The sequence below is a fragment of the Pontibacter locisalis genome (assembly GCF_042684605.1).
GTDB lineage: Bacteria > Bacteroidota > Bacteroidia > Cytophagales > Hymenobacteraceae > Pontibacter > Pontibacter locisalis.
Window position 1 is genome coordinate 205274 of record NZ_JBHULU010000004.1, and the last position, 22145, is coordinate 227418.

A 22145-nucleotide genomic window follows, 5' to 3' on the forward strand; every position below is an offset into this window, starting at 1 on the left:
CTAACCCAAGGTTATTTTATTTCTCCAGAAGCTACCACCGCTTTCACTGCTTCTTCCGGGGTAACAGGTGTATAATTGAAGCGCCTTTCAAACTTACTGCTGTCAAACAGGTAGTCACGGTCATACTGGTACAGCATCTCTTTAAGCTCTCGCATGATCGGCATGAACAGGCCCAGCATACTTACCATCCAATTTGGCAGCACCGTAAGCTTTGGTTCTGTGTTAAGCTCTTTTGCGAACAGATTCACCCAGTCTTTTCCGGTTAAGGGTTTTCTGCTGGTTGGCAGATGCCATACCTGGTTGTAGGCATCTGTTGTGTTGCCAAGCATAGCAGTGGCTATGGCTGCCTCAGGAGTGTAGGTGAAGGTATGTATCTTGTCTGCAGACCCAAACCACATCGCTTTCTTTCCCTGCTTTAGATTTTTAAACACAGTCTCTACTAACATGCTATTTTTAGTAGGCCCGATAAAGTCAGCGGCACGAGCAATAAGAGCTGTCAAATCTCCTTTATTTACTTCGTCAAACAACATTTTATCGACTCCGGCCCGTACTTTCCCTTTTTTGCTGTTAGGGTTAACCGGTGTTTCTTCGGTCATGTGGTGCATGTACGCAGGGTCGTACATATATACATTATCAAAGAACACCAGCTTTGCGTTATTCTTTTTGCAAGCATTAATCACATTGCGCATCAGGCGGGGCCACTGCTCCTGCCAAACACTGGCCTTGTATTCTAAACCAGCAGTCAGGTATACTACTTCAGAGCCAGCCACGGCCTTTTCTACCTGTGCGGCATCGGTGAGGTCTGCTGGGAACAGTTCGTCTGTTGGATTTACTTTTTCTGGATTGCGGTTTACCAGCCGGATTTTATCTGTATAGGCAAGAAGTTCTTTGGCAAGCGGTGTGCCGATGGCGCCACCTGCTCCGAGTATAGTTTGCATAGAACTGTGATTTAAAACATGGTATTGTTATTTGCTGATGTTTCCGGTACAACCTGCAACACATCCCAATGCTCTACTATCTTTCCATTTTCATCGAACCGGAAAATATCCATGCCTGCATAATTTTGGTCGCCAGGCCATTCCTGCAGGCAATGTAAAACTACATAATTTCCCTCAGCTAGTGCACGCTTAAAAATTACTTTTTTGCCCGGATACTCCTGCGCCATCCGGTTAAAGTATTCAATAAATGCCTGCTTGCCGTCACCTACGTGTGGGTTGTGCTGAATATACGCCTCTCCTACAAACTGCTCTACCGCCTCTTCTGGCTGGCATTGGTTGAACATCAGGTCGTAAAAGGCTAATGCATTTTGCTTGTTCTTTTCGAGTGATGTATCCATAGGAGTAAAGATTAATAGTGTTTGATTTCTGTCTGATCACGCAGTTCTATTCCCAGGTCATCGGATATCTTTCCCATCCGCTTTAATGCTTCCTCTTTTGACTCATCTTGTACCAGGTGCAGCTTGGTATTATCCGCCAATTTGATGAACCCATCATACTTAACGCTGCGGAACCTCATCATGGAAGCTCTTAACTCTACTTGGCCAGCATATTTGTTTTTGTTCAGGTACAGGAAATCAATACCTGGCAGGTGCAGTATTTTACCAAACGTCACTGTACCAAATCTCACGCCTTCTCTGTAGGTTCTTTTCAAAAGATCGAATTCGGTGCGGCAATGCGTAAATTGTGTTATGACACCTGAAGGCAAAAACAAATATGCTGCAATAGAACCATCTATTATCTGAAACAGCGCAAGAGCAGTAGCACCCAAGCCTAACAACCTCGCGGCAGTACTGAAATAGTAACCTGTGTTGTAAGAGAAGTTGTTTCCTCTCATTTAAAATAGGTTCTTACTCTTGTAACCCATGGTCTGATTGGATCAACTGGCGGTGTTCATCATACAGCCCTATTAGTATGCTGTTTCCTTTATCATCTACTTTCAGGCCGCCATACCTGGCATCCCCGAAAAGCTCCGCCTGTCCCTCCTGAAAAAAGTATGACTCTGCCCCAAGATTTAAACTCCACTGGCCCTTGGTATACTTCAGCAGAAACTCCTGCGGGTACAATGGTGTCTCTTCTTTTTGATAACGCACCAGCTGGGCTACCTGCTTTTCATTCAGCTTCAGCACCGCATAACCTCTGGCCGGAATACTGTCTAGTTTATCAGTCTGGCTAACAGCATAGCTCAGGCGCATATAGTCACCCTGCATCAGGGAGCGGGGGTCTACAGGGGCCAGTTCCAGCAACACCAGCTCTCCTTCAGCAAGCACCTCCTCTTTCTCTGCTACTGACAGGTTAAACAGAACCAGCACGAGTACCAGGTTTACCAATATGATGATTCCTCTTTTAGTCAGCATAGCTTCTCAGTTGTTTGTTGAGTAATACAAAACTGCCAAGGAACAGTAACCCACTCGCCACCAGCACTCCCGATTTCGCAAGTAATGTCATGTTCAGGTCGTAATAGTAGAGAATGACAAAGTATGCCAGCGCCAGCAATCCAACCCAAAAGCCAGGTCTATGCCCGATGTAAAAGCTTGTCAGCAAAATGAGCAAAGCTCCGGGAATAGAGGGTGTAAGTACAGTGGGAATCAGTACAAGGATACAACAGCTATAAACTACGGCTTTGGTCTTACCTGCTGTGATCGCAGCGTCTTTAACCACATGGTGTACCTGCAAAAGCAAGCAACCCATCAGAAGCAGGCTGGATACCCAGAAGTGCTCAATGGTAGTGGACAGGAACTTCTGGTGCACAAAGAGCGCCAGCGTTATCACTAAAGAAAATATTACGCCCATTCTTACCGGCCCATATTTCAGGCTTGCCTTTTCCGGAGACGCAGCTAATAGCTTTGGCTCGCTCAGGCTCATGTAAGTCAGGACAACACCAAGCACGGCAATCAGGGCATGAGACAAGTCGTATAGCTTGTTTGTGAAGATCAGCGCCAGAAAGCTTCCATTAAGTACCAGTATGGATATAAAAACACAGATTGAGCTTCTTGAAATAATAGCAACCAGCACAGATGCCAGGGCAAGTGCACCAGCAACGGCTGATGTACTTTCGGTTAGAAGGCCAGTGCCCATCGCAAACAATACATACCCGGTTATATTCAGAGATACACCAATCGAATCTGATGTAGAATCCATTTTGGCACGAATCAGCAGCTCTGCTCCTACCAGCAGGCACAGGCCAAGAAACAGCAGACCAACACCAGATTCATATATTCCGGCAGCCAGGAAAAAGCCCATAAAAGTACCAGTAGCCAGAAAACCGCCAAGAATGGTCAGTATTTTGATCGGCAACTTTTTAAGCACCGAGCCCCCCTGTGCAGCCTCTTCTTCTATTGCTGTCCTGTCATAGGTAAAGCCTTCCTGTTCCTGCTCTATTTTCTGCAGCAGCGTATCCAATTGTTGCATATCAGTATTTGCCATGCCACTGTCGGTTTAATTTGCCTAAATATTGAACAAGCAGGGTAATGCTGCCCATCACAAACAGGGTAGCCAACAGCATTATAAATTCAGGCACGTTCTCCCCCATCCGTACTATAACTGCTGTACCAACAGAAATAGCACTGAAAGGAATAGCAGAGAGGTAAAAAAGGTCCCTGACCCTGTGTCCGTACCAAACAGCAGCCCCATACACACTGAAGCCAAGCAGGTATGCTAAGCCGTAGCCCTGTTTAAGGCCTGTGAACAGCAGTGAGATCATACTTATTGTTATCACTACAATTGCAACCAGCCCCACAACTCTGGGAAACCACCTGTGCTGCTCCTGCACCCGCCCCTTTGCAGCCAGAATCTCCCAAATAATAACTGCTACTGCATTCAGAAGAAACAGCACATCAAGCACAATCTCAAAGGTCCAGTGGGTAGCTACCTGCTGCGTATACAGTACAAAAGTAGTGTTGACTAATGCCAGAAAAATGAACCACAGCGGCTGAAAATTTGCCACCAGCACCCACAGCACAACACAATAGGTCCAGCCAAAGAAGAAGTCGAAAGCATTGGCTCCTGTCTGGTAGATCTGACCGAAAACAGCGAACAGCACACCTACCAGCACAGCACTGGCGGTTAACAATACATTTTTGATCGTCTTATGCAGCTTGGTAAAAAGGGCAGTAGCCGTAGTAGCCAGGAGCAGGAACTCCAGAATTCCGAGCTTCAGGAATTTGTGCATTTCATCCCAATTATAAGCAAAAAAGAAAATGATGCCGGCTATGGTAAAACTGGCACCAACGCTAAGAAGGAAAAGCCGGATAAAGTTAGCCCAGCTGCGGGTTGTGGCGTATACCCCTTCGCTCCGCAGCGTTCGTTCCATGCTCTTCTTCTGCCAGTTACTGTGCCTGGCAATGGCATAGATCAACTCCCGATTGATATTGCTTTTCATGGCGGTGCACTCGCTATTAGTAAATTACGAAAGCTGATCTATAAAAACAATGTAAGAAGCTGGCAATCAATCTTACCTGAACTCAACAAGCGCCCGCTCTGCTAAAACCTTCTGCCCTTGCACTACCAGGCCATACTTTGATTTCAGCTCCTGCTTCAGCTGTTCAAAATCGCTTTTTTCGAACTCAAAATTATACTTGGAAGAGCTTTCAGCTTTGTTTACAAAGGTTACATTGTAGGCTTTGCCAATCGTTTCCAGTAAATCATTAAGTGTAACGTTCTCCAGCGTTATCGCTTTAGAACTCACCACTGTTTTAAGCAGTCCCTCTTCTGGCGCAGTGTGGCTGGCAAGCATGCTACTATCTTCTATTTCCAGATACCAGACTTCGCGCTCAAAGTTGGCAGTAGTTACTTCAAAATTATACAGCTTTTGTAGCTCTCCCAGAATATTCTGGCTGCTCTCGGCGCTGTCTGCGGCATAGCGCTTATAGCTTAAATTTATAGTTCTGTTAAGTTTAGCTTTTTCACCAAACTGCACAGAGACCTGCTCTTTCTTTAACAAGTGGGAAATAACCTCATCCAGTTTCTTGTTTTCAAAGCCAACAGAATCTTTCGCAGTGTACATCAAAGTGGTGCTGTTATTTTTAACGGATGGCATTCGCATGTATTCCTCTACCTTTAAGGAGTAGTTATCGTTGCTGATGTTCAGCTTCTCTTCAACTTCCCCTAAGTATAGCACACCAAGCGTCAGGAATATGGCATTGTGACCAGCATGTAGAAAGTAGCCCCAGAAAAAGCCATGTTTCACGCGCATATAACCGAATAACAAGCCGGCCACTATTTGCGGGGCAACAAGAACAGGCGCCAGTATCAGAATAGCTAAGGAATATTCAAAGTTAGTGAGGTGCACCAATCCAAAAAGGAGTGCCATCGTGTAAAATACCACCTTATATATCCTGGCCCAGCTCTGTTTTAAGAACCTGCTGACTATAGCAGAGGAATTGAGGAGAAGCAATGCCAATAAGGTGCCTAGAGCCACCATTGCTGCCAAAGCCCACCACAGTGGTAGAACGGAATAGGCGAAGGCTGCAACGAGCAACAGTATTGCGGTAAAGAAAAACACCAGATACCTTTTCTTAAACCGAAGACCATACCTGAACACATACTCTTCTAATAAAGGCAGTAATATCACTCCAACTAAAAGGAAGGTCCAAACTGGCATGGTGCGCATCATCTCTGCCACAGCATGGTTATCTGTACTGTACCAGCCTGTTTTTTCCACGAGTCCGATAACTCCGGCTAGCACTAAGCTGATGGCTACATCAATAAGTAGCACTGAAAAAAACACTTTTACTTTACCCGGGGTGCCTGTTTCGGTATCCGGATTGTCAGAAGGATTCTTAAGAAAAGCTTTAAGATCTGTAACAGTTTGTTTTAGGTGAAGTGGTAGTGTTTTAAGCATGTGCAAAGGTTAAAGAAGGAGTAAGATTAGATACAGTTTGGCTAATATATAAATAATATCCTTTTTTATTTCCTTAAACAACAAAAAAGCGGCTGCTGCTGGAAAGCAACTGCCGCTTTTTTTATTACAACTTTTTTCTACTCCTTCACTTTCACCGAAACCGGTACTTCCATCTTTTCCCAAATCAATACAATGCCATCGTCTGTTACGTCATACTTCAGACGCTCATTCATGGATGCAGTTTCCCGCGGCTTAACATTTACGCGAAGTGCGTCATGACGATCATCATATTCAGTACCCCACTGGTTAGCTACCTTATTGAAGATGATGGTCCATTCTTCTTCTCCCGGTATGGTATAGAAGCTGTACTTACCAGCAGGCAGAAGCTTCCCCTCAACCATTACATCCTGATCAACCTCAAAAGTGGTAGCCTCATTAGCACCAGCACGCCATACTTGCCCGTACGGCACAAGCTCACCCCAGATGGTGCGGCCTTTAACTGCAGGACTGCTGTAGTTAATTGTAATGTTAGCAGGTCCTATTTCCCCCGTGGCACTGGCCGGAGGACTTGGCCTGTTTGCTTTATTATTCTGAGCGCACGCACCAAAGGACATGAATACACAGATCAGCAGAAAAGAAAGCGGTGTTAGCAGATGTAACTTTTTCATTGACAGAAACATTAGATGAAACAATAAGGTTTTGCCAAAACCTTACCACATAACGAAAGCCCACAAGCAAAGTTGTACTCAAAACATAACAACTAAGAATATTTCAACACATCAAAACCATCTTTCGTAGCAAGTGTTAAAATCAGAACAGGAGTTAACGATACAACGCAGGCCATAAAAGTATCAGCAAGTGTTTGTTCCTTCCGTATAGGTGGTGCAGCAGGAATGGGCAGACTGTATCAAAACCACGTACTTTCTGTTAAATCATCAGCCTAAATAGTTTTATATGCCTTCCTATAACAGAAACAGGAGATTAAATACAACATCCCGCACCGACAGGACGCGTGCGCAGCAAACAGGCCAGGCATCTTACCGGAAAAGGAATGTAAGGCCCAAGAGCAACAGCAGGATCAGGGGAAGAGGCAGGAGAAGAAGAGTGTCTGGCGAAGCCGCAGTGAAAGGTGCCGAAAACAGATTGAAAAATTTCAGGCAAGCCTCTATCCTGGCGGTGGCCATCACAGGTTTTATCATGTTGATGTTTGCCCCAAGCGAAGCAGGCTTGGCCCAGGGCGACACAGCACAGACTGAAATAGAGGACACTGCAGCTATAGAGGACACAGCTCCCACAGACACCACAACTATTGCCTCTAGTAAAGAAGCCGCTGATGAAGCTATCGGAGCCTTACAAGGCCTCTGGGATGGCTTTTTCTATAATCTCCCCAAGATATTGATAGCTCTTGCAACGCTTGTGTTTGCCTGGCTACTGGTAAAAGGCATCAAAGCCCTTCTCCATCGTACGCTTGGCCGTTGGCAAAGCTCCAGCGCTGTTATTTCTCTGGTATCAATAGCCGTTTGGTTGCTTGCTATCGGTGTGGCCTTAAGCGTGGTAGCCGGCGATATACGTGCCCTGGTAGGTTCCTTAGGTTTAATTGGCCTGGCGCTGTCGTGGTCGTTGCAAACACCGATAGAAAGCTTTACAGGCTGGCTGATGAACTCCTTCAAAGCATATTACCGCGTTGGGGACCGCATTCGGGTTGGTGACGTGTTCGGGGATGTATACCGCATTGACTTCCTCACAACCACAGTCTGGGAAATAGGCGACCCCTATCAGCCAGGGTTCGTACAGGCGGAGCAACCTACTGGCCGGCTGGTCACTTTTCCGAATAATGAGATATTGACTGGCACCGTTACAAACCTCACTGGTGATTTCCCTTTTGTATGGGACGAGCTATCAATAGCCGTAGCTAATGAATCAGACATTCCGCTCTCAATGGATGTACTGCAGCGTGTAGCTGAAGAATTGCTGGGAAATTACATGGTAGAGCCTGCCCGTAGCTATGCTAAACTCTTAAAACGATCCGGCCTAGACTATAATGTTCCGGACAAACCGCAGGTATTTATCTCCCTTGCCGATTCCTGGACAAACGTAACGATTCGTTACCTGGTAGGTGCACGTGAAAGGAGGAAATGGAAAAGCGAATTAACGGTGCGCATTACAATGGAAGTGAATAAACCAGAGTACCTTGAGAAAATCATTCCTGTTTACCCTCGCCAGCAAGTGCAGTTTATAGACCCGGATGGTGTACCTGTAGAAGCAAGATTTATTGAGGATGGCAGAGAAAACTAAATTTGTTCCCAATTTGATGACAATTGTCATTTCAATCAACTGCCGGATACACTTATTTTGCAGGGATACAACAAATTACTACTTCACCAAATGAAAACATACTACTTAGCTTTTGCTGCCTTGGTCGCTCTTTCTGCCTGTGGTTCCGACTCAGCTGACAGCAACTACAACCGCGCTGCCAGCGATGAACTGATAGAGGAGCAGATTGATGCCGGAACAAAAAACTCTGTAGACAGTTTAGCAGAAGCGACTGCTGAGGGTAAAATCCTGTATCCTATACCGGATACTTTAGCAACCCTGCTTGAGCAGAAACAGCCTAAGGCTAAGATTGCCACCCTACCCGATCAAACGATGGCAGAAAACCGCCTGCAAGTCCATAATCCGCTCTTCCTGCGTGGTGATTTCAATGGGAATAATACGCTTGACTATGCTGTACAGGTGATACAGAATGACTCCATACACATCCTGGCATTCCTGGATTATCCTGCTAGAGCCCGCGAAGTAAAGGTTGCAACATATCCAGCCACCAGGTTGGTTGGAGAATGGTACAGCACTTACCAGTTGAAACTTGCTGCAAAGGACTCACTGGTCTTGGATAACCGACAGCAAAAGAAGGTGCCTTTAAAAACTGATGGCGTTTCGGTTGTAGGTGAAGACCGCACCGTCTTATATATACTGGAAGGCAACCGATTTGTACCTCTCGATGCGAGGAAGGAGAGCAATGTTTTATAGTTCCTGTTTTACGCGCTCTTTTAATTCCGGCCTCACCAGCTTTGCCAGTGTTTTGTCATAGTGGGGGTGCGTGGTATGCAAAAGCTCATCCCAAAACCTGAAGTACAGGCCGTAGTTACCTTTAAAGTATTTGTGGTGCATGTTATGACTCGTGGAGGTGTTTAACCATTTGCCCAGCCGGCTGTTCACTACCCTGGCAGGGTATATTTCGTAGCCCAAGTGCCCGTACACGTTGTAGATTGTCATCAGGAGCAGGAACAATAGGATAGCATATTTGTGAATCGGGATCAGCAGCACAATAAATACTATCACGCCTGCCTCCACCACAGCTTCTAAGGGGCTAAAGGCAAAGGCTGCCCAAGGCGAGGGGTTGGTAGATTTATGGTGCGTGAGATGAAACAGTTTGAACAACCGCGGGTGGTGCATCAGGCGGTGCGTCCAATAAAAATATGTATCATGCAGCAGCAGAGCCAGCACCACACTAAGCATGAAATAATCCCAGCCATAGTCTGAGATGCTGCTGTAAATTTGTGTGTAGGGCAATACGGCCTTAGAAGAAATCACCACCCCCACCAGCGCAAAAACGAGAAAGGTAAAAAAGGAGTACCCCACCTCCCGGACATAATCCTTCTGCTTTGGAAACAGCGCCTGTACCTTCCGCGCCAGAAGTCGTTTCGGCATCAGCACGTAGAAAATCAGAAAGGCAAGCCCCGCAATCAGCACGTACCGCAGCGCCAGCAAAAGATAAAATCCCCAGAACAGCTTTTCCATTGTTCTCTGCCTGTTTAAAACCGATTCAACTTGCCGCTAAACGATAAAGCCGCTATACCCGAAACACTATTTATAGCCCAATAAGTTTACATGCTTAACTATCATATCAGCACCGGCTTTTCTTCGTCCGGCAAGAAAAGCTTGATCATTCCGTCGTGGGAAATCTTGATGGACAAGCCATTTCTCGATAGCACCTCAGCAGCAGCTTCGCCGGTACCTTTTATTTGGGTAACGCGCAGCTTGCTCGTATCTACAATACAGCCAAAGTACCTCAGATAACCCTTTGGATCTATCACAGCGGCTCCATCGCTGGAGATGAAACGCAGGATCTGGTTTGTATACTTACTTTCAAGTATAGATATAGGCTCATACACCAGCGTGTGCAGACTTTCCGGCTTTACAGAATTGCTGATAGCATCCATATCCTCCGGCACCCAAATTACAGAACTTATACCCCGTTTGGAGCAGTACAGTGCAAAGTATAAAATTCTATCCACGGCCCTGGCATCTTTCACCAAAGTACGAATATAGCTTTTGATGATGTTATAGTCCCGGATGCGCCAACGGTTCTCCAAATAAACAAACTCCACCCCATTGGAACACAGGATCGAGAACAGCTTATTATTCTCTATCCGAAACATCACATCTCCTTCTCTAAGCGTGGTAGATAATACGTTGCTATCCAGGTATTCCTGCTCCTGTTCGTTTGGCTCCATCACCATGATATGCTGTATCTCCAGGTCCTTGGTTGCCACAAAGTAGGTGTACTTTCCATCTACCAAATACCAGAAGCGCCGGTCAATGTCCAGGGTAGATCTGATGTTCTTTTTTACCGTAAGGGGGATGATCTCACGGTAAGGTTCTTCCTTGCCCCGTTTGGTGTTTGCGTAACGTGCCCTGGTAATGATGAGCCCGGTACTGAAAGGTTTACCCTCAAAAGTGGTGGACTTCAGTTTTTGGAAAAATAGCAGCAGGTGCTGGAAGGTCTGGTAATCGATGTGCCCTCGCACAGAGTAGTTGGCAATGGTATGGATGATGATCTCATCGCCGAACAGGCTGCTGCAGTCTTCAAATCCTTTCCCGTAGCTACTACTAAGCTTTTCAGAAATAGACTTTTCAAGCACTTGAATGATACCCCTGTACGCCCCGATTGTTTTGCCTTTCAGCACAACTCCAATGCTGGTAACTAATTTGCCTTCATCAATCACTTTGGCGTAGACAAGAAACGTACCGGCATCAATAGGAAAACAGCCCCTGCCGGAGCTATGCGGAAGATCAAGTCCGTACCTCTTCCTGGCCTGCTCTATAGGATTAAGAAGATAAGCTACCTTGCAATTCAGGAATGTCTCTATGGACTCCTTCAGCAAGGGCAGCCCCAGCTCCTTTAGGTGCTTAAAGTAGGCAAGGTGCTCAATAACTTTATAACTGTCAGAGACTTTCATGTGCAAGTACGATTTTCTCCGGGAGGTATAACCCTATAGAATTATACTGTGCTGGTGACAGATCGTTGAGGAAAAGCCAAAGCAAGAAAATGGAGAAGCTATAGAAAGTTTCTACCTGGAACAGGAGCAATTTTTCAGGTTAGAAGCTGCCACAGCATCTTGCATGCGGATCTGGTAGACCATCTATCATTAAAAAGCCATACTTTCGTATCTTAAATAAAACTACAAGCACGGTTCATTAACAGTCTTCTCATGTCTCAAAACAACACGCCGTCACCTTTGCGAATCCCACAGATTTCCATCCAGGACAAAAGCAAACTGAGCAAGTTACAGCAGGAGTTTAATCAGAAGACTACGCTGATAGACCAGTTGAAGCAGGATTTAGCTGCCAAGCGTGAAAGTATGAATCTGGCCCAGAAACGGATTGAAAAAGAGCTACGTCCCATTATTAAGCAGCAGCTTGAAAAACGGGTGGAGCTAGCAAAGCTGCTGGATGAGGCATATGCACTACCCATTTTCAGCTTCAGGGAAAAAGAAAAACTGGCTGCGCTGATAGAGAATATTACGTTTGATTTAATCGTCAACTATGAGCGCCGGGATATGGTGGAGCTACACGATAGATATGCAGAGTTCACTTATGCAGAACGAATAGCCTATATAAAAGAAGACGAGGAGGATCTGGATAAAACCATAGTTGATGATGTACCTGATGCAGACAACACCTTCGAAGATCTGGATGAATTCGAGCGTATACAGGCACAACTTGACCGGGAAATGGAGAAGCGGGAACAGGAAAAGCAGAACCGGCAGAAGGGCCGGAAAACAAAAGCTCAGTTAGCGAAGGAGGCTCAGGCAAAAGCCGAGCTCAACAACATCAGCAAAGCAAGCCGCCGCGTTTACACCGAACTAGCCAAACTACTGCACCCCGACAAAGAGCGCGACGAAACTATGCGTGCCTGGAAAGAAGAAGCCATGAAACGCGTTACGCAGGCTTACCATCAGGATGATTTTTTTGAACTACTGCGGTTACAGCTGGAGTTCATGCAGGAGCAAGGCCAGGCACTGGACCAGCTGCCCGACGAACGGCTTGAATACTATGTAAAGATTTTGACCGAACAGGTTGATGAGTTAAAAACTGAACTACAGGAGTTCATCTCCGGCCCAAATGCTGGTTTCTTCACCCGCTTTTGCGGCACTCCCAAGCAAATGGACCAGAAGTTTAAATCTGCTAAGGAGGATTTAAGTCATGAGTTGGAGCAATTAAAACATAACCTCCGCTCCTTACAGGATCCGCAGATAATCAGGGTGCTGCTGAAGTAGACAGACGGCTCAAGGTGCTTAGAAAACTTGTTACTTACGGTTTAACAGCCAAACACCACCTGCTGCCAGCGCAAGACCTATCCCTAGCACAGCTTTCCAGTTACCGGAGGTAACACTGCTAGTTTCAGTTGCCGAGACTAGACCCTCCAGCTCCTTGCCGCCGGTTGCAGCCAGGATCAGGCGCACCGTTTCCTTAGGCACATCCCATTGTGGAAAATGGCTGCTGTCTGAAAACCAGTACAAGCGTGCATCCGGAAAGGCCTCTAACGCCCTTGAAGCTTGCAGCGGGAGGCACACCCGGTCGTGGCGCCCCCAACCAATGACAAGCGGCTCTCTTATGCTGCCCTTTGGCGCTCCCTCCTGTTGCGGGTTTTTATAGGCCAGGTTGTACAAGAGCTCGTCAAAGGAGGGCGATGCAGCGAAACTCTCCATTTCGTCCAGCACCAGCTCAGGCGAAAGCCTCCAGGGGTGAGCTGAAAACTGGGGTAGCAGCACTGTGCGGCCTATAGGGTTAGCCGTGAGGGCTGGCATAACCGGCTGTAGTAGGCGCACTAAACGGACCGAAGCCGCAATAGAGTAGTAGAAAAAGGGAATTTCCCATCCTCGCCAAAAGCCACCGGGGTCCAGCGAAACGACTGCACCTACTACTCTGCCGCGCCTTGCCAACTCCAGCACAAGGCGTGCGCCCATAGAGCTACCTACCACATCGACACCTAGCAGGTCGTGCGTTTGCAGAAAGTCCGTCACCGCATTGGCCATGGTGCGTATGGACACCTCGCCAGAGAGCGGAGGTGTTTCCCCGTGGCCGGGCAAATCGACTGCAATCACCTCACGGCCTGCGGCTACTAAATCCTCTATAATAAGTTGCCAGGAGCGCCAGCTACTTCCAATCCCATGTATAAGCAAAAGCGGCTTTCCTGTGCCGCGGCGGATGTGGTGCATATCCATAAGCAGTTTGTCTTGATAGTGCCCCTTTGTTGAAGCTGCTTTTTCTTACGCAGCAGCATCTACGGCGTTGTTTGCCCTTATCCGGCACAGCAACAACAGACCCTTTGCCACACCCGGCGCGTATGCAGAATTATTTTACAGAACCCGCTAACTCTGCTCCGAATGACTAACAATACGAAAAGCTCCTCCAAAGGCCGTCCCACCGTTTTGCTGTTCGATGTAAACGAAACGCTACTTGACTTGTCGCACATGCAGAAGGCCGTGAACCAGGCCTTCGATAATGAACTAGCTTTTAAGCTGTGGTTTTCGCACCTATTAGAGTATGCGCTGGTGGAGAACTCCACCGACACCTACCACGACTTCAGCGAAGTGGGGAAGGCCGCCATGCAAATGGTTGCGAAGATTATTAGCAAGGATGTATCGGAGGAAAAGCAGAAAGAACTGGTGGGGATGGTAAAGGAGACGCAACCGCACCCTGACGTAATACCGGGTTTGAAGAAGCTGAAAGAGGCTGGTTTTCGGATGGCGACACTCACCAACTCTCCCGCCAAGTCAAGCATACCACACCTGGAGAAGGTAGAGCTGAAGGAGTATTTTGAAGAGACTTTCAGCGTGGACAGCGTAAAAAAGTTTAAGCCACACCGCAGCCCTTACCAATATGCTGCCAATCAATTAGGTGTTAAAATTAGCGATATGATGATGGTAGCCGCCCATGGTTGGGATATGGCCGGGGCTTTGCGTGCCGGCATGCGTGCTGCCTTCATTTCCCGTCCGGGCCAGGCATTATATACGTTGGCTCCCGAGCCGGAGTTAACTGCCCCTATCCTGCTGGAGCTGGCGGAGAAACTGGTGAAGATGGAGTAAATGACACTTACAGCATGCACAGCTCCTGTAGTTGTCTGGTGGATAGCTAATCATCATAGCTTATGAGATTCTTGTAGGTTAGGAAGACACTGTGAGAACATTTCTCTGCCGCAAGCGTAGCGGGTAGAAACCTTTAGCTATCCATCAGGTAATCCTGCAACTTACGAACATAGTGCCGGTATAAGGCCTCATGAGCCGCAACTACAAAATCAGCAATCAAACTGAGCTTCACTTTATTTCCTTTGCCACCGTCTATTGGATAGATGTTTTCACAAGATCAGCCTATAAAGATGTTATTGTAGATAGTCTGAACTACTGCATCAAGTATAAGGGACTGGAAGTATACGCCTGGTGCATCATGTTAAACCACATACACCTGATCATAGAGGTTCGCAAATAGAAAACCAGTCTGGCATTATCTGCGACCTGAAAAAGCATACTTCCAAAACAATCTTAAAAGCCATTGCCGATAACCCGCAGGAAAGCCGGAGAGAGTGGATGCTCTCGATGTTTGAATGGGCAGGGAAGCAAAACACCAATAACAAAAACTACCAGTTCTGGGAGCAGCACAACCAACCTATCGAGTTAAATACAACCCTCCTGATGGAGACCAGAGGGAGGAAACTACTTCTGCAACATTAGCTTTCGATTGATTTCTTTGCCGGCAAAGTTAACACGCAGCACGTAAAAACCACTTGGCAAATCGGCCGTTGTTAACTGGAAACCAGACTCTAATTGGTTTACATATACTTTTTGCTGTTTTACGATCTGACCGGTACTATTTGTAAGAGTCAATTGTAGAGCATCAAGACCTGCTTTTACATCATCAAAAATAAAGTTAAAGTTACCACTACTTGGATTCGGGTAAACTATAAAATTTTGCTCTTCCTCATCCAATGAAGCTGCATTAAGTATGCTTACATTAGCTTTAACTATCCAATAATCCTTAAGTCCTCTTGAGGCTTCAGTTTTGTCATTACCTATGCCTGAATCAGAAGCGCCTCCAAGCAAAAAATCATCATCTGAAGCACTAGCCATAGATTCTATCCAATCATCCCCGCTGCCACCAAAAGTTTTATCCCATACTTTTGTACCGTCAGCATTTAACTTCACCACCCAAAAGTCTTTACCTCCCTTAGAAGCCTCTGACTTGTCGCCGCTAACTCCTGAACCTGAGCCACCCCCTAACAAATATCCTCCATCTTTAGTGGACATTAAAGAACCTATCCAGTCATTACCGCTCCCCCCATAGGTTCTGTCCCAGACCTTCGTTCCGTCTGCGTTCAGCTTCACCACCCAGTAATCTTCTCCTCCTCTGGAGGCTTCGGTCTTATCATTACTAATTCCTGATACTGACAAGCCACCCAATAAATACCCGCTACCGTCCGAAGATACAAGGAGGGATTTAAGATCGTCTTTACCGCTCCCCCCGTAGGTTCTGTCCCAGGCCTTGGTTCCGTCCGCGTTCAGCTTCACCACCCAATAGTCTTGACCTCCTTTGGAAGCTTCGGTCTTACTTCCTCCTGCGCCTGATTGTGATGTCCCACCCAACAAAAAACCACCACCTGAGACATGTTTTACAGTATTTAATAAATCTTTACCGCTCCCCCCGTAGGTTCTGTCCCAGACCTTGGTTCCGTCTGCGTTCAGCTTCACCACCCAGTAATCTTCCTCCCCATTAGAAGCCTCTGACTTGTCGCCACTAACTCCTGAAAAGGAATAGCCACCTAACAGGTATCCTCCATCCGAAGCTGTGGTTAAGGTCGTTAATTCATCATATGCTACCCCTCCAAAAGCCTTATCCCATACCTGATCACCGTCTGTATTCAGCTTCACCACCCAATAGTCTGCATCGCCTCTTGATTGATCGGTTCTTTCGCCGCTAATCCCTGAAAAGGAGTAACCGCCCAAAAGAAAGCCTCCATCAGGCGTAGAGATTGCTGCAGCTAACCAATCATCACTGCTTCCCCCGTAGGTTCTGTCCCAGGCCTTGGTTCCGTCCGCATTCAGCTTCACCACCCAATAGTCTTGCCCCCCTCTTGATGATTCCGTCTTGTCGCTGCTAACACCTGGTTCTGTTGTACCTGCCAGTAAATAACCACCATCTGAAGTGGCTATTACTGAGGTTAAGTAGTCTAACTGGCCACCTCCATATGTTTTATCCCAAACTTTGGATACAGAAACCTGAGCCCTTAAAGATAAAACACTAGAGATAAGAAATATAGCTAAAGTTAAAAGGCACTTCAACTTTTTATTTGAAAGGGTAAGAGTAGTTGTTGGATTCATATCAGGTACATTAATTGAGTGAAAACTGCATCTGTATTTACAGATGTTTTAAATTTTGAGAGACAAATTGCTCCTTAATTTACGACATCAAAAACCAATAGTTTATAAAGGAATAACTATATTTTAATAATATTGAAAAAATTATATTACATTTAAACATTACTATTATCCCAAGCTTAAACAATTATAAACTCTAACCTAAAATACTATTTAGAGTAGGCAGCTTCATAATTACAGCAGTTGTTTAATCCTGCAAATCCTGATTCAGACAAAAGCGCAACCTTCTCCTCCTCCCTCCTGTTCAGGTATAGACAATTGTTTATTTGTATCTTTGTAAAAGAGAACAGCAGAACACGGCTAATAAAGAAGCCCTGTGTTCTGCCTTTGCCGTTTTGTTAGAACCAGATGAAAGTTAAAGATTTCTTAGAGCTTTACCGCCTCGATAGCGTGGTGCAGACCATTGCACAGCGCCTGAAGGCAGATGAGCCTTACCGACTTCAGATTAAAGGCATGGCGGGTAGCATGGATGCTGTGCTGGCGTCGGCGGTGTATACCCTAAATTACGGGCACCAACTTTTTGTGATGCATGATAAAGAGGAGGCAGCTTATTTCTATACTGATCTGAAAAACCTGCTTGGAGAGGAGAAGGAAATCCTGCTCTTCCCAACATCCTACAAGCGCCCTTACAGCTTCGACGATACCGAGAACGCCAACATCCTGATGCGTGCAGAGGTACTCAACCGCCTGAACCAGAAAACCGGCAAAGGTGAGCTGATCGTGACGTACCCGGAGGCACTGACGGAGAAGGTGATCAACAAAAAATCACTGGTAGAGAATACGCTGGGAGCCAAAGTGGGCGAGAAACTGGACACAGCTTTTTTAAGCGAGATGCTGGCGGAGTATGGCTTTGAACGCACGGAGTTTGTATACGAGGCGGGTCAATACGCTGTGCGCGGGGGTATTGTGGATGTGTTCTCTTACGCCAATGACCTGCCTTACCGTATTGAGCTATTTGGCGACGAAATAGAAAGTATACGCACCTTCGACCCAGATACGCAGCTGTCGGTGGAGACGAAGAAGGCCATCTCCATTATTCCTAACGTACAGACGAAACTGCTGCAGGAAACACGCGAGGCTTTCCTCGACTTCTTACCAGCAAACACTACGCTTTGGTTTAAAGATGTGCGCCTGACACTGGACGTGATTGATGAGTATTTCGACAAGGCATCGCACAACTTCGAGAAACTGATGGCAGGTAGCGGCGGCACACAAATCGTGTCGGACCCGGAGCAACTGTTCCAGACGCAGAAGCAGTTCAAAAAGCTACTGGAGAAGTATACCGTGGTGGAGATAGGCAAGCGTTTTCATTTTAAGAACACAGAAGTACTCCCACTACAGGCCAAGCCGCAGCCTTCCTTCAACAAGGATTTTAACCGATTGGTAAAAGACCTGCACGAGCAGCAGGGCGCAGGCTTTGTAAATATTATCGCTACTGATTCGCCGCGCCAGATCAACCGCCTGACCATGATCTTCGATGAGCTGGACCACGACGTGCGTTTCCAGCACCTGCCGGTTTCCTTGCGCGAAGGCTTCATCGACCAGACGCTCAAGATAACCTGCTACACCGACCACCAACTGTTCGACAGGTTCTATCAGCACAAGGCCAAAGAAGGGCATTCTAAGTCTAAGGCTATGACGCTAAAAGAGCTGCGTTCGCTGCAGCCCGGCGATTATGTAACCCACGTAGACTATGGCATTGGCCGCTTTGCCGGACTGGAGAAAGTTGAAGTAGGCGGCCGCCTGCAGGAAGCAATTCGCTTGGTATACCGTGATGATGATTTGCTTTATGTGAGTATTCACGCACTACACAAAATTTCAAAGTATAGTGGCAAAGAGGGCGGGCCACCAAGTATGAGTAAGCTGGGTTCGCCGGAGTGGGAAAATAAAAAGAAGAAGGTTAAGAGTAAGGTTAAAGACATTGCCCACGAACTCATCAGCCTGTACGCCAAGCGTAAGGCTGCCCCGGGTTTTGCCTTTAGCAAAGATGGTTTTCTGCAGGCAGAGCTGGAGTCATCGTTCATCTATGAGGATACACCGGACCAGGCAAAGTCCACGGAAGATGTAAAGTCTGATATGGAGCAGCCACACCCGATGGACCGCCTCGTGTGCGGCGACGTTGGCTTCGGTAAAACAGAAGTGGCTATACGCGCTGCTTTCAAAGCTGCCTGCGACGGAAAGCAGGTTGCCATACTCGTACCTACCACTATTCTGGCTATGCAGCACTACCGCACCTTCCGCGACAGGCTGGAGCAGTTTCCGGTTACAGTGGATTATATCAACCGCTTTAAGACTACGAAAGACACAAAGGATACATTAAAGCGTGTAGCCGAAGGCAAAGTAGATATCCTGATTGGTACGCACCGGATCGTTAGTAAAGATGTGAAGTTTAAGGACCTCGGGCTGCTGGTAATTGATGAGGAACAGAAGTTCGGCGTAAAGACAAAGGATAAGCTGAAGGAGATGCGTATAAATGTAGATACCCTCACGCTAACGGCTACGCCTATCCCGCGCACGCTGCACTTCTCGCTGATGGGCGCCCGCGACCTGAGCGTGATCGCCACACCGCCGCCTAACAGACAGCCGGTAAAAACAGAGCTGCACGTTTACGACGAGGGGCTGATTCGGGATGCTGTTGTAAATGAAATGAAACGCGGCGGGCAGGTGTTCTTCGTGCACAACCGCATTAAAGATATCGAAGAGATTGCCGATATGATCCTGCGCCACGTTCCGGATGCAAAAGTCACGTATGCTCACGGGCAAATGGAGCCGGAGAAACTGGAGAAGCGCATGATGAAATTCGTAAATGGGGAATATGATGTGCTGGTATCAACCAACATCATTGAATCAGGTCTGGACATTGAGAATGCCAATACCATCATCATTAACCGGGCGCACATGTTCGGTTTATCGGACCTGCACCAGATGCGTGGGCGCGTGGGCCGATCAAACAAAAAAGCGTATTGTTATCTGTTAACACCACCTGTAGCAGGCTTACCTTCCGATTCCCGAAAACGATTGAGCACGCTGGAAGAGTTTTCTGACTTGGGCGAAGGTTTCAAAATCGCAATGCGTGACCTGGATATCCGTGGAGCGGGTAATTTGCTGGGTGGTGAGCAAAGCGGCTTTATTACCGATCTTGGTTTTGAGATGTACCACCAGGTGCTCGACGATGCCATCAAGGAGCTGAAGGAGACAGAATTCCGAGAGTTGTTCCTCGGCGATAATCTGGAGCAGTTCATTGAGCCGGTGCGGGAGTGCAACATTGAAACGGACATGGAAGTGCTGATTCCGGAGAGCTATGTAAGCAACATTTCGGAGCGCCTCAACCTTTACAGCAAACTGGACAGCACCAAAGACCTGCAGGAGCTGGAGAAACTAAGAGCGAGTATTGTAGACAGGTTTGGCCCATTGCCTGAGCAGGTACAGCAGCTTGTAGAGATTGTAAAACTACGTTGGCAGGCACAGCAGTTAGGCTTTGAAAAGCTTACCATCAAGAAGGAGGTAATGAAGGGCTACCTGCCAAGCGAGAACAACGATAAATACTTTCAGTCCGATACTTTTGGCAACATCCTGAAATATGTGCAGCAGCATTCAAGACGGTCACGCCTGAAGGAGGCAAAGAGTAAGTTGATCGTGATTGTGGAGGATATTCAGAACATAGAAGATGCCAAGGAAGTGTTTGAGGGATTTGGAGTAAGGGAAGCCATCTCTGCATAAGCTTAATGTAGTTATAAATCAATTTGTTTCAGGATCTAAACCATTAGTTCTGAAGCAAATTGCATTTGCTTAATATATTCTATTGCAACGCTAAGTGATTTTAACTACTTTAGCTACGACTTTTACATCTCTCCTCACCAAAATAGTTTAACATGCTGTTGCCCGACGCAAATTTAACATCGGCCTTAGGTCCGGTTTTCAGAATACTGCCGGGGCTATACCTGGTCCTGAAACCTGACCTTACAATTTTCGATGCCACAGATGCTTACCTGCGGGCAACTATGGTTGCACGTGAGGAAATATTAGGAAAGTACTTCTTTGACGTGTTTCCTAATAACCCCGCTACCCCAACCCGTGATTCAGCCAGTGAGTTTGAACACTCCCTCCGGTATGTGTTACGTGAGAAAAAGCCACATAACATGCCTTTGCTCCGTTACGATTTACCTTCCCCTGACAAACTAGATCAAACGTTTGAAACACGTTATTGGAGCCCAACAAACACACCTGTTTTTGATGAGTGCGGTAACCTCATTTACATCTTACATGAGGCACGGGACATAACAGAGGAAATAGCAACAGCGGAAACGCGGGAACATCATGATGAGCGGCTTATGTTACTCACAACCGCATTAAATGCCGTAGCCTGGGAGTATGACATGGTAAACAACAGGCTTGCATGGGGTAAAGGGCTGTTAGAAGTTTTTGGTTACCAGCCAGATGAAATGGGACCTGGAGGCGAATCGTGGGATAGTCGCGTTCACCCTGAAGACTTTGAGTGGCTCCAAAAATCTATCACTGATGCGATTACCTCCAAACAAAAGATATGGACCGGAGAATACAGGTTTAGGAAGGCCGACGGCACTTATGCACATGTACTGGATCAGGGATATCTAATTTATGGCAGTAACGGAAGGCCCATCCGCACAATAGGCTCCATCATTGATCTGTCGCATAACAAGCGTATAGAAGAAGACTTAAAGGAGAGCCATGCCCGCTTCAGACATTTACTTGAGAACCTTCCGCACATGGCCTGGACAGCAGACCGCAGAGGTAAAGTCCTATACTTCAACGACAACTGGTACAGTTATACAGGTATGCCGAAGGGGCAGACGGAGGGTTGGATACATTATATTCACCCTGAAGATTCGGCAGCAGTACTTGCCTCCTGGTATAATGCGATCGCTACGGGTAGCTTATACGAAATTGAATATCGCATCAAAGACCAAGTTACCAACACCTACCGCACTTTCCTAGAGCGGGGTGTACCTATGTATGAGCAGGATGGCAGTGTAAAACTGTGGATTGGCACTTACACCGACATAGAAGACCAGAGGCAAATACTGGAAAAAATACTGCTAAAAGACCAGCAGATGGAAAAGATTCTGCAGCTTTCACCAGCACACCTGTGCCTACTGGAAGGTCCCAGACATATCTGCCGCTATGTTTCACCGGGCATCTATAACCTGTACGGTAATCGCTCTTATATCGGGAGAACGGCAAAAGAATTATGGCCAGAGTTCCAGGACTCAGGGCTGAACAAATTGCTTGACAGAGTATACCAAAAGGGGAAAACCATGCACCTCAAAGCATACCCATCCTTATATGACCGCTTCCAGAACCTAAAACTGGAAGAAGCTTATTTTAACATTAAATTTCAGCCAATTTTTGATAACGAAGGAGGCGTAGAAGGCGTATTGATATCGGCAATAGAGGTAACAGAAGCTGTAGAAGCTAAACGTACCGCCGCAGAACTTACTTTAAAGCTACAAGAAAGAGCATAGAGCATATTTTGAAGCCAATTGGCAAAACGCTGCACTTATTCTTAAATTTCGTGCTGCCTATTAAGTTTTACACCTTATCTTACAGTAGATA

The 22145-nt window shown here is 46.6% G+C and carries 20 protein-coding genes; 8 read left to right on the top strand and 12 right to left on the bottom strand.

Going from position 1 to position 22145, the window contains the following annotated elements; genetic code table 11:
- Positions 1-11: 11 nt before the first annotated feature.
- From ACFSRY_RS04030 to ACFSRY_RS04065, 8 genes are all read right to left on the bottom strand, one after another.
- Positions 12-938, bottom strand: coding sequence for an NAD-dependent epimerase/dehydratase family protein (locus tag ACFSRY_RS04030; protein ID WP_377503480.1), 927 nt, complete (start codon positions 936-938; stop codon positions 12-14).
- A gap of 11 nt (positions 939-949) precedes the next feature.
- On the bottom strand, positions 950-1336 hold the full coding sequence (locus tag ACFSRY_RS04035; RefSeq protein ID WP_377503481.1) for a nuclear transport factor 2 family protein: 387 nt from the start codon (positions 1334-1336) through the stop codon (positions 950-952).
- An 11-nt stretch (positions 1337-1347) separates the two neighbouring features.
- The gene (locus ACFSRY_RS04040; RefSeq protein WP_377503482.1) at positions 1348-1833 is read right to left on the bottom strand and encodes a hypothetical protein; all 486 of its coding nucleotides are present in this window, start codon (positions 1831-1833) and stop codon (positions 1348-1350) included.
- 13 nt (positions 1834-1846) lie between these two features.
- The gene (locus ACFSRY_RS04045; protein ID WP_377503483.1) at positions 1847-2353 is read right to left on the bottom strand and encodes a GDYXXLXY domain-containing protein; all 507 of its coding nucleotides are present in this window, start codon (positions 2351-2353) and stop codon (positions 1847-1849) included.
- Positions 2343-3422 carry a DUF4401 domain-containing protein gene (locus ACFSRY_RS04050; protein WP_377503484.1) on the bottom strand — a complete coding sequence of 360 codons (1080 nt, stop codon included), beginning with the start codon at positions 3420-3422 and terminating at the stop codon, positions 2343-2345. The genes ACFSRY_RS04045 and ACFSRY_RS04050 overlap by 11 nt, the downstream gene beginning before the upstream one ends.
- Positions 3409-4377, bottom strand: a complete 969-nt coding sequence (locus tag ACFSRY_RS04055; RefSeq protein ID WP_377503485.1) for a DUF2157 domain-containing protein — start codon at positions 4375-4377, stop codon at positions 3409-3411. Before ACFSRY_RS04055 ends, ACFSRY_RS04050 begins: the two co-directional genes overlap by 14 nt.
- Positions 4378-4449: 72 nt before the next feature.
- The gene (locus ACFSRY_RS04060; protein ID WP_377503486.1) at positions 4450-5838 is read right to left on the bottom strand and encodes a hypothetical protein; all 1389 of its coding nucleotides are present in this window, start codon (positions 5836-5838) and stop codon (positions 4450-4452) included.
- A gap of 137 nt (positions 5839-5975) precedes the next feature.
- Complete coding sequence (locus ACFSRY_RS04065; RefSeq protein ID WP_377503487.1) at positions 5976-6506, bottom strand: DUF2911 domain-containing protein; 531 nt, start codon at positions 6504-6506, stop codon at positions 5976-5978.
- Positions 6507-6792: 286 nt separating this feature from the next.
- Between ACFSRY_RS04065 and ACFSRY_RS04070 the strand changes: the two genes are divergently transcribed.
- Positions 6793-8133 carry a mechanosensitive ion channel family protein gene (locus ACFSRY_RS04070; RefSeq protein WP_377503488.1) on the top strand — a complete coding sequence of 447 codons (1341 nt, stop codon included), beginning with the start codon at positions 6793-6795 and terminating at the stop codon, positions 8131-8133.
- A 90-nt stretch (positions 8134-8223) separates the two neighbouring features.
- Positions 8224-8865 (top strand): hypothetical protein, encoded by a 642-nt coding sequence (locus ACFSRY_RS04075; RefSeq protein ID WP_377503489.1) that lies wholly within the window; start codon positions 8224-8226, stop codon positions 8863-8865.
- Here ACFSRY_RS04075 and ACFSRY_RS04080 read toward each other — a convergent pair.
- Both ACFSRY_RS04080 and ACFSRY_RS04085 read right to left on the bottom strand, forming a co-directional pair.
- Positions 8860-9636 (bottom strand): sterol desaturase family protein, encoded by a 777-nt coding sequence (locus ACFSRY_RS04080; RefSeq protein WP_377503490.1) that lies wholly within the window; start codon positions 9634-9636, stop codon positions 8860-8862. The genes ACFSRY_RS04075 and ACFSRY_RS04080 overlap by 6 nt on opposite strands.
- A 101-nt stretch (positions 9637-9737) precedes the next feature.
- Positions 9738-11078, bottom strand: coding sequence for a hypothetical protein (locus ACFSRY_RS04085; RefSeq protein ID WP_377503491.1), 1341 nt, complete (start codon positions 11076-11078; stop codon positions 9738-9740).
- A 252-nt stretch (positions 11079-11330) separates the two neighbouring features.
- On the opposite strand from ACFSRY_RS04085, the gene ACFSRY_RS04090 reads away from it, so the two are divergent.
- A complete protein-coding gene (locus ACFSRY_RS04090) occupies positions 11331-12398 on the top strand; it encodes a J domain-containing protein (RefSeq protein ID WP_377503492.1) in 1068 nt (355 codons plus the stop codon).
- Positions 12399-12428: 30 nt separating this feature from the next.
- Here the strand turns inward: ACFSRY_RS04090 and ACFSRY_RS04095 are convergent, their stop codons facing one another.
- Entirely contained in the window at positions 12429-13346 is a 918-nt protein-coding gene (locus tag ACFSRY_RS04095) for an alpha/beta fold hydrolase (RefSeq protein WP_377503493.1), read from the bottom strand.
- A gap of 162 nt (positions 13347-13508) precedes the next feature.
- Between ACFSRY_RS04095 and ACFSRY_RS04100 the strand changes: the two genes are divergently transcribed.
- The 3 genes from ACFSRY_RS04100 to ACFSRY_RS04110 all read left to right on the top strand — a co-directional run bounded on the left by ACFSRY_RS04100 (position 13509) and on the right by ACFSRY_RS04110 (position 14852).
- The gene (locus ACFSRY_RS04100) at positions 13509-14210 is read left to right on the top strand and encodes a haloacid dehalogenase type II (protein WP_377503494.1); all 702 of its coding nucleotides are present in this window, start codon (positions 13509-13511) and stop codon (positions 14208-14210) included.
- A 190-nt stretch (positions 14211-14400) separates the two neighbouring features.
- A complete protein-coding gene (locus ACFSRY_RS04105; protein ID WP_377503495.1) occupies positions 14401-14610 on the top strand; it encodes a transposase in 210 nt (69 codons plus the stop codon).
- Positions 14562-14852 carry a hypothetical protein gene (locus ACFSRY_RS04110; protein WP_377503496.1) on the top strand — a complete coding sequence of 97 codons (291 nt, stop codon included), beginning with the start codon at positions 14562-14564 and terminating at the stop codon, positions 14850-14852. The genes ACFSRY_RS04105 and ACFSRY_RS04110 overlap by 49 nt, the downstream gene beginning before the upstream one ends.
- Here ACFSRY_RS04110 and ACFSRY_RS04115 read toward each other — a convergent pair.
- The gene (locus ACFSRY_RS04115; RefSeq protein WP_377503497.1) at positions 14835-16496 is read right to left on the bottom strand and encodes a T9SS type A sorting domain-containing protein; all 1662 of its coding nucleotides are present in this window, start codon (positions 16494-16496) and stop codon (positions 14835-14837) included. The two genes, ACFSRY_RS04110 and ACFSRY_RS04115, sit on opposite strands and share 18 nt — an antisense overlap.
- A gap of 405 nt (positions 16497-16901) precedes the next feature.
- Between ACFSRY_RS04115 and mfd the strand changes: the two genes are divergently transcribed.
- Both mfd and ACFSRY_RS04125 read left to right on the top strand, forming a co-directional pair.
- On the top strand, positions 16902-20273 hold the full coding sequence (gene mfd, locus ACFSRY_RS04120) for a transcription-repair coupling factor (protein ID WP_377503498.1): 3372 nt from the start codon (positions 16902-16904) through the stop codon (positions 20271-20273).
- A gap of 152 nt (positions 20274-20425) precedes the next feature.
- Positions 20426-22054 (top strand): PAS domain-containing protein, encoded by a 1629-nt coding sequence (locus ACFSRY_RS04125; RefSeq protein ID WP_377503499.1) that lies wholly within the window; start codon positions 20426-20428, stop codon positions 22052-22054.
- Positions 22055-22145 lie beyond the last annotated feature (91 nt).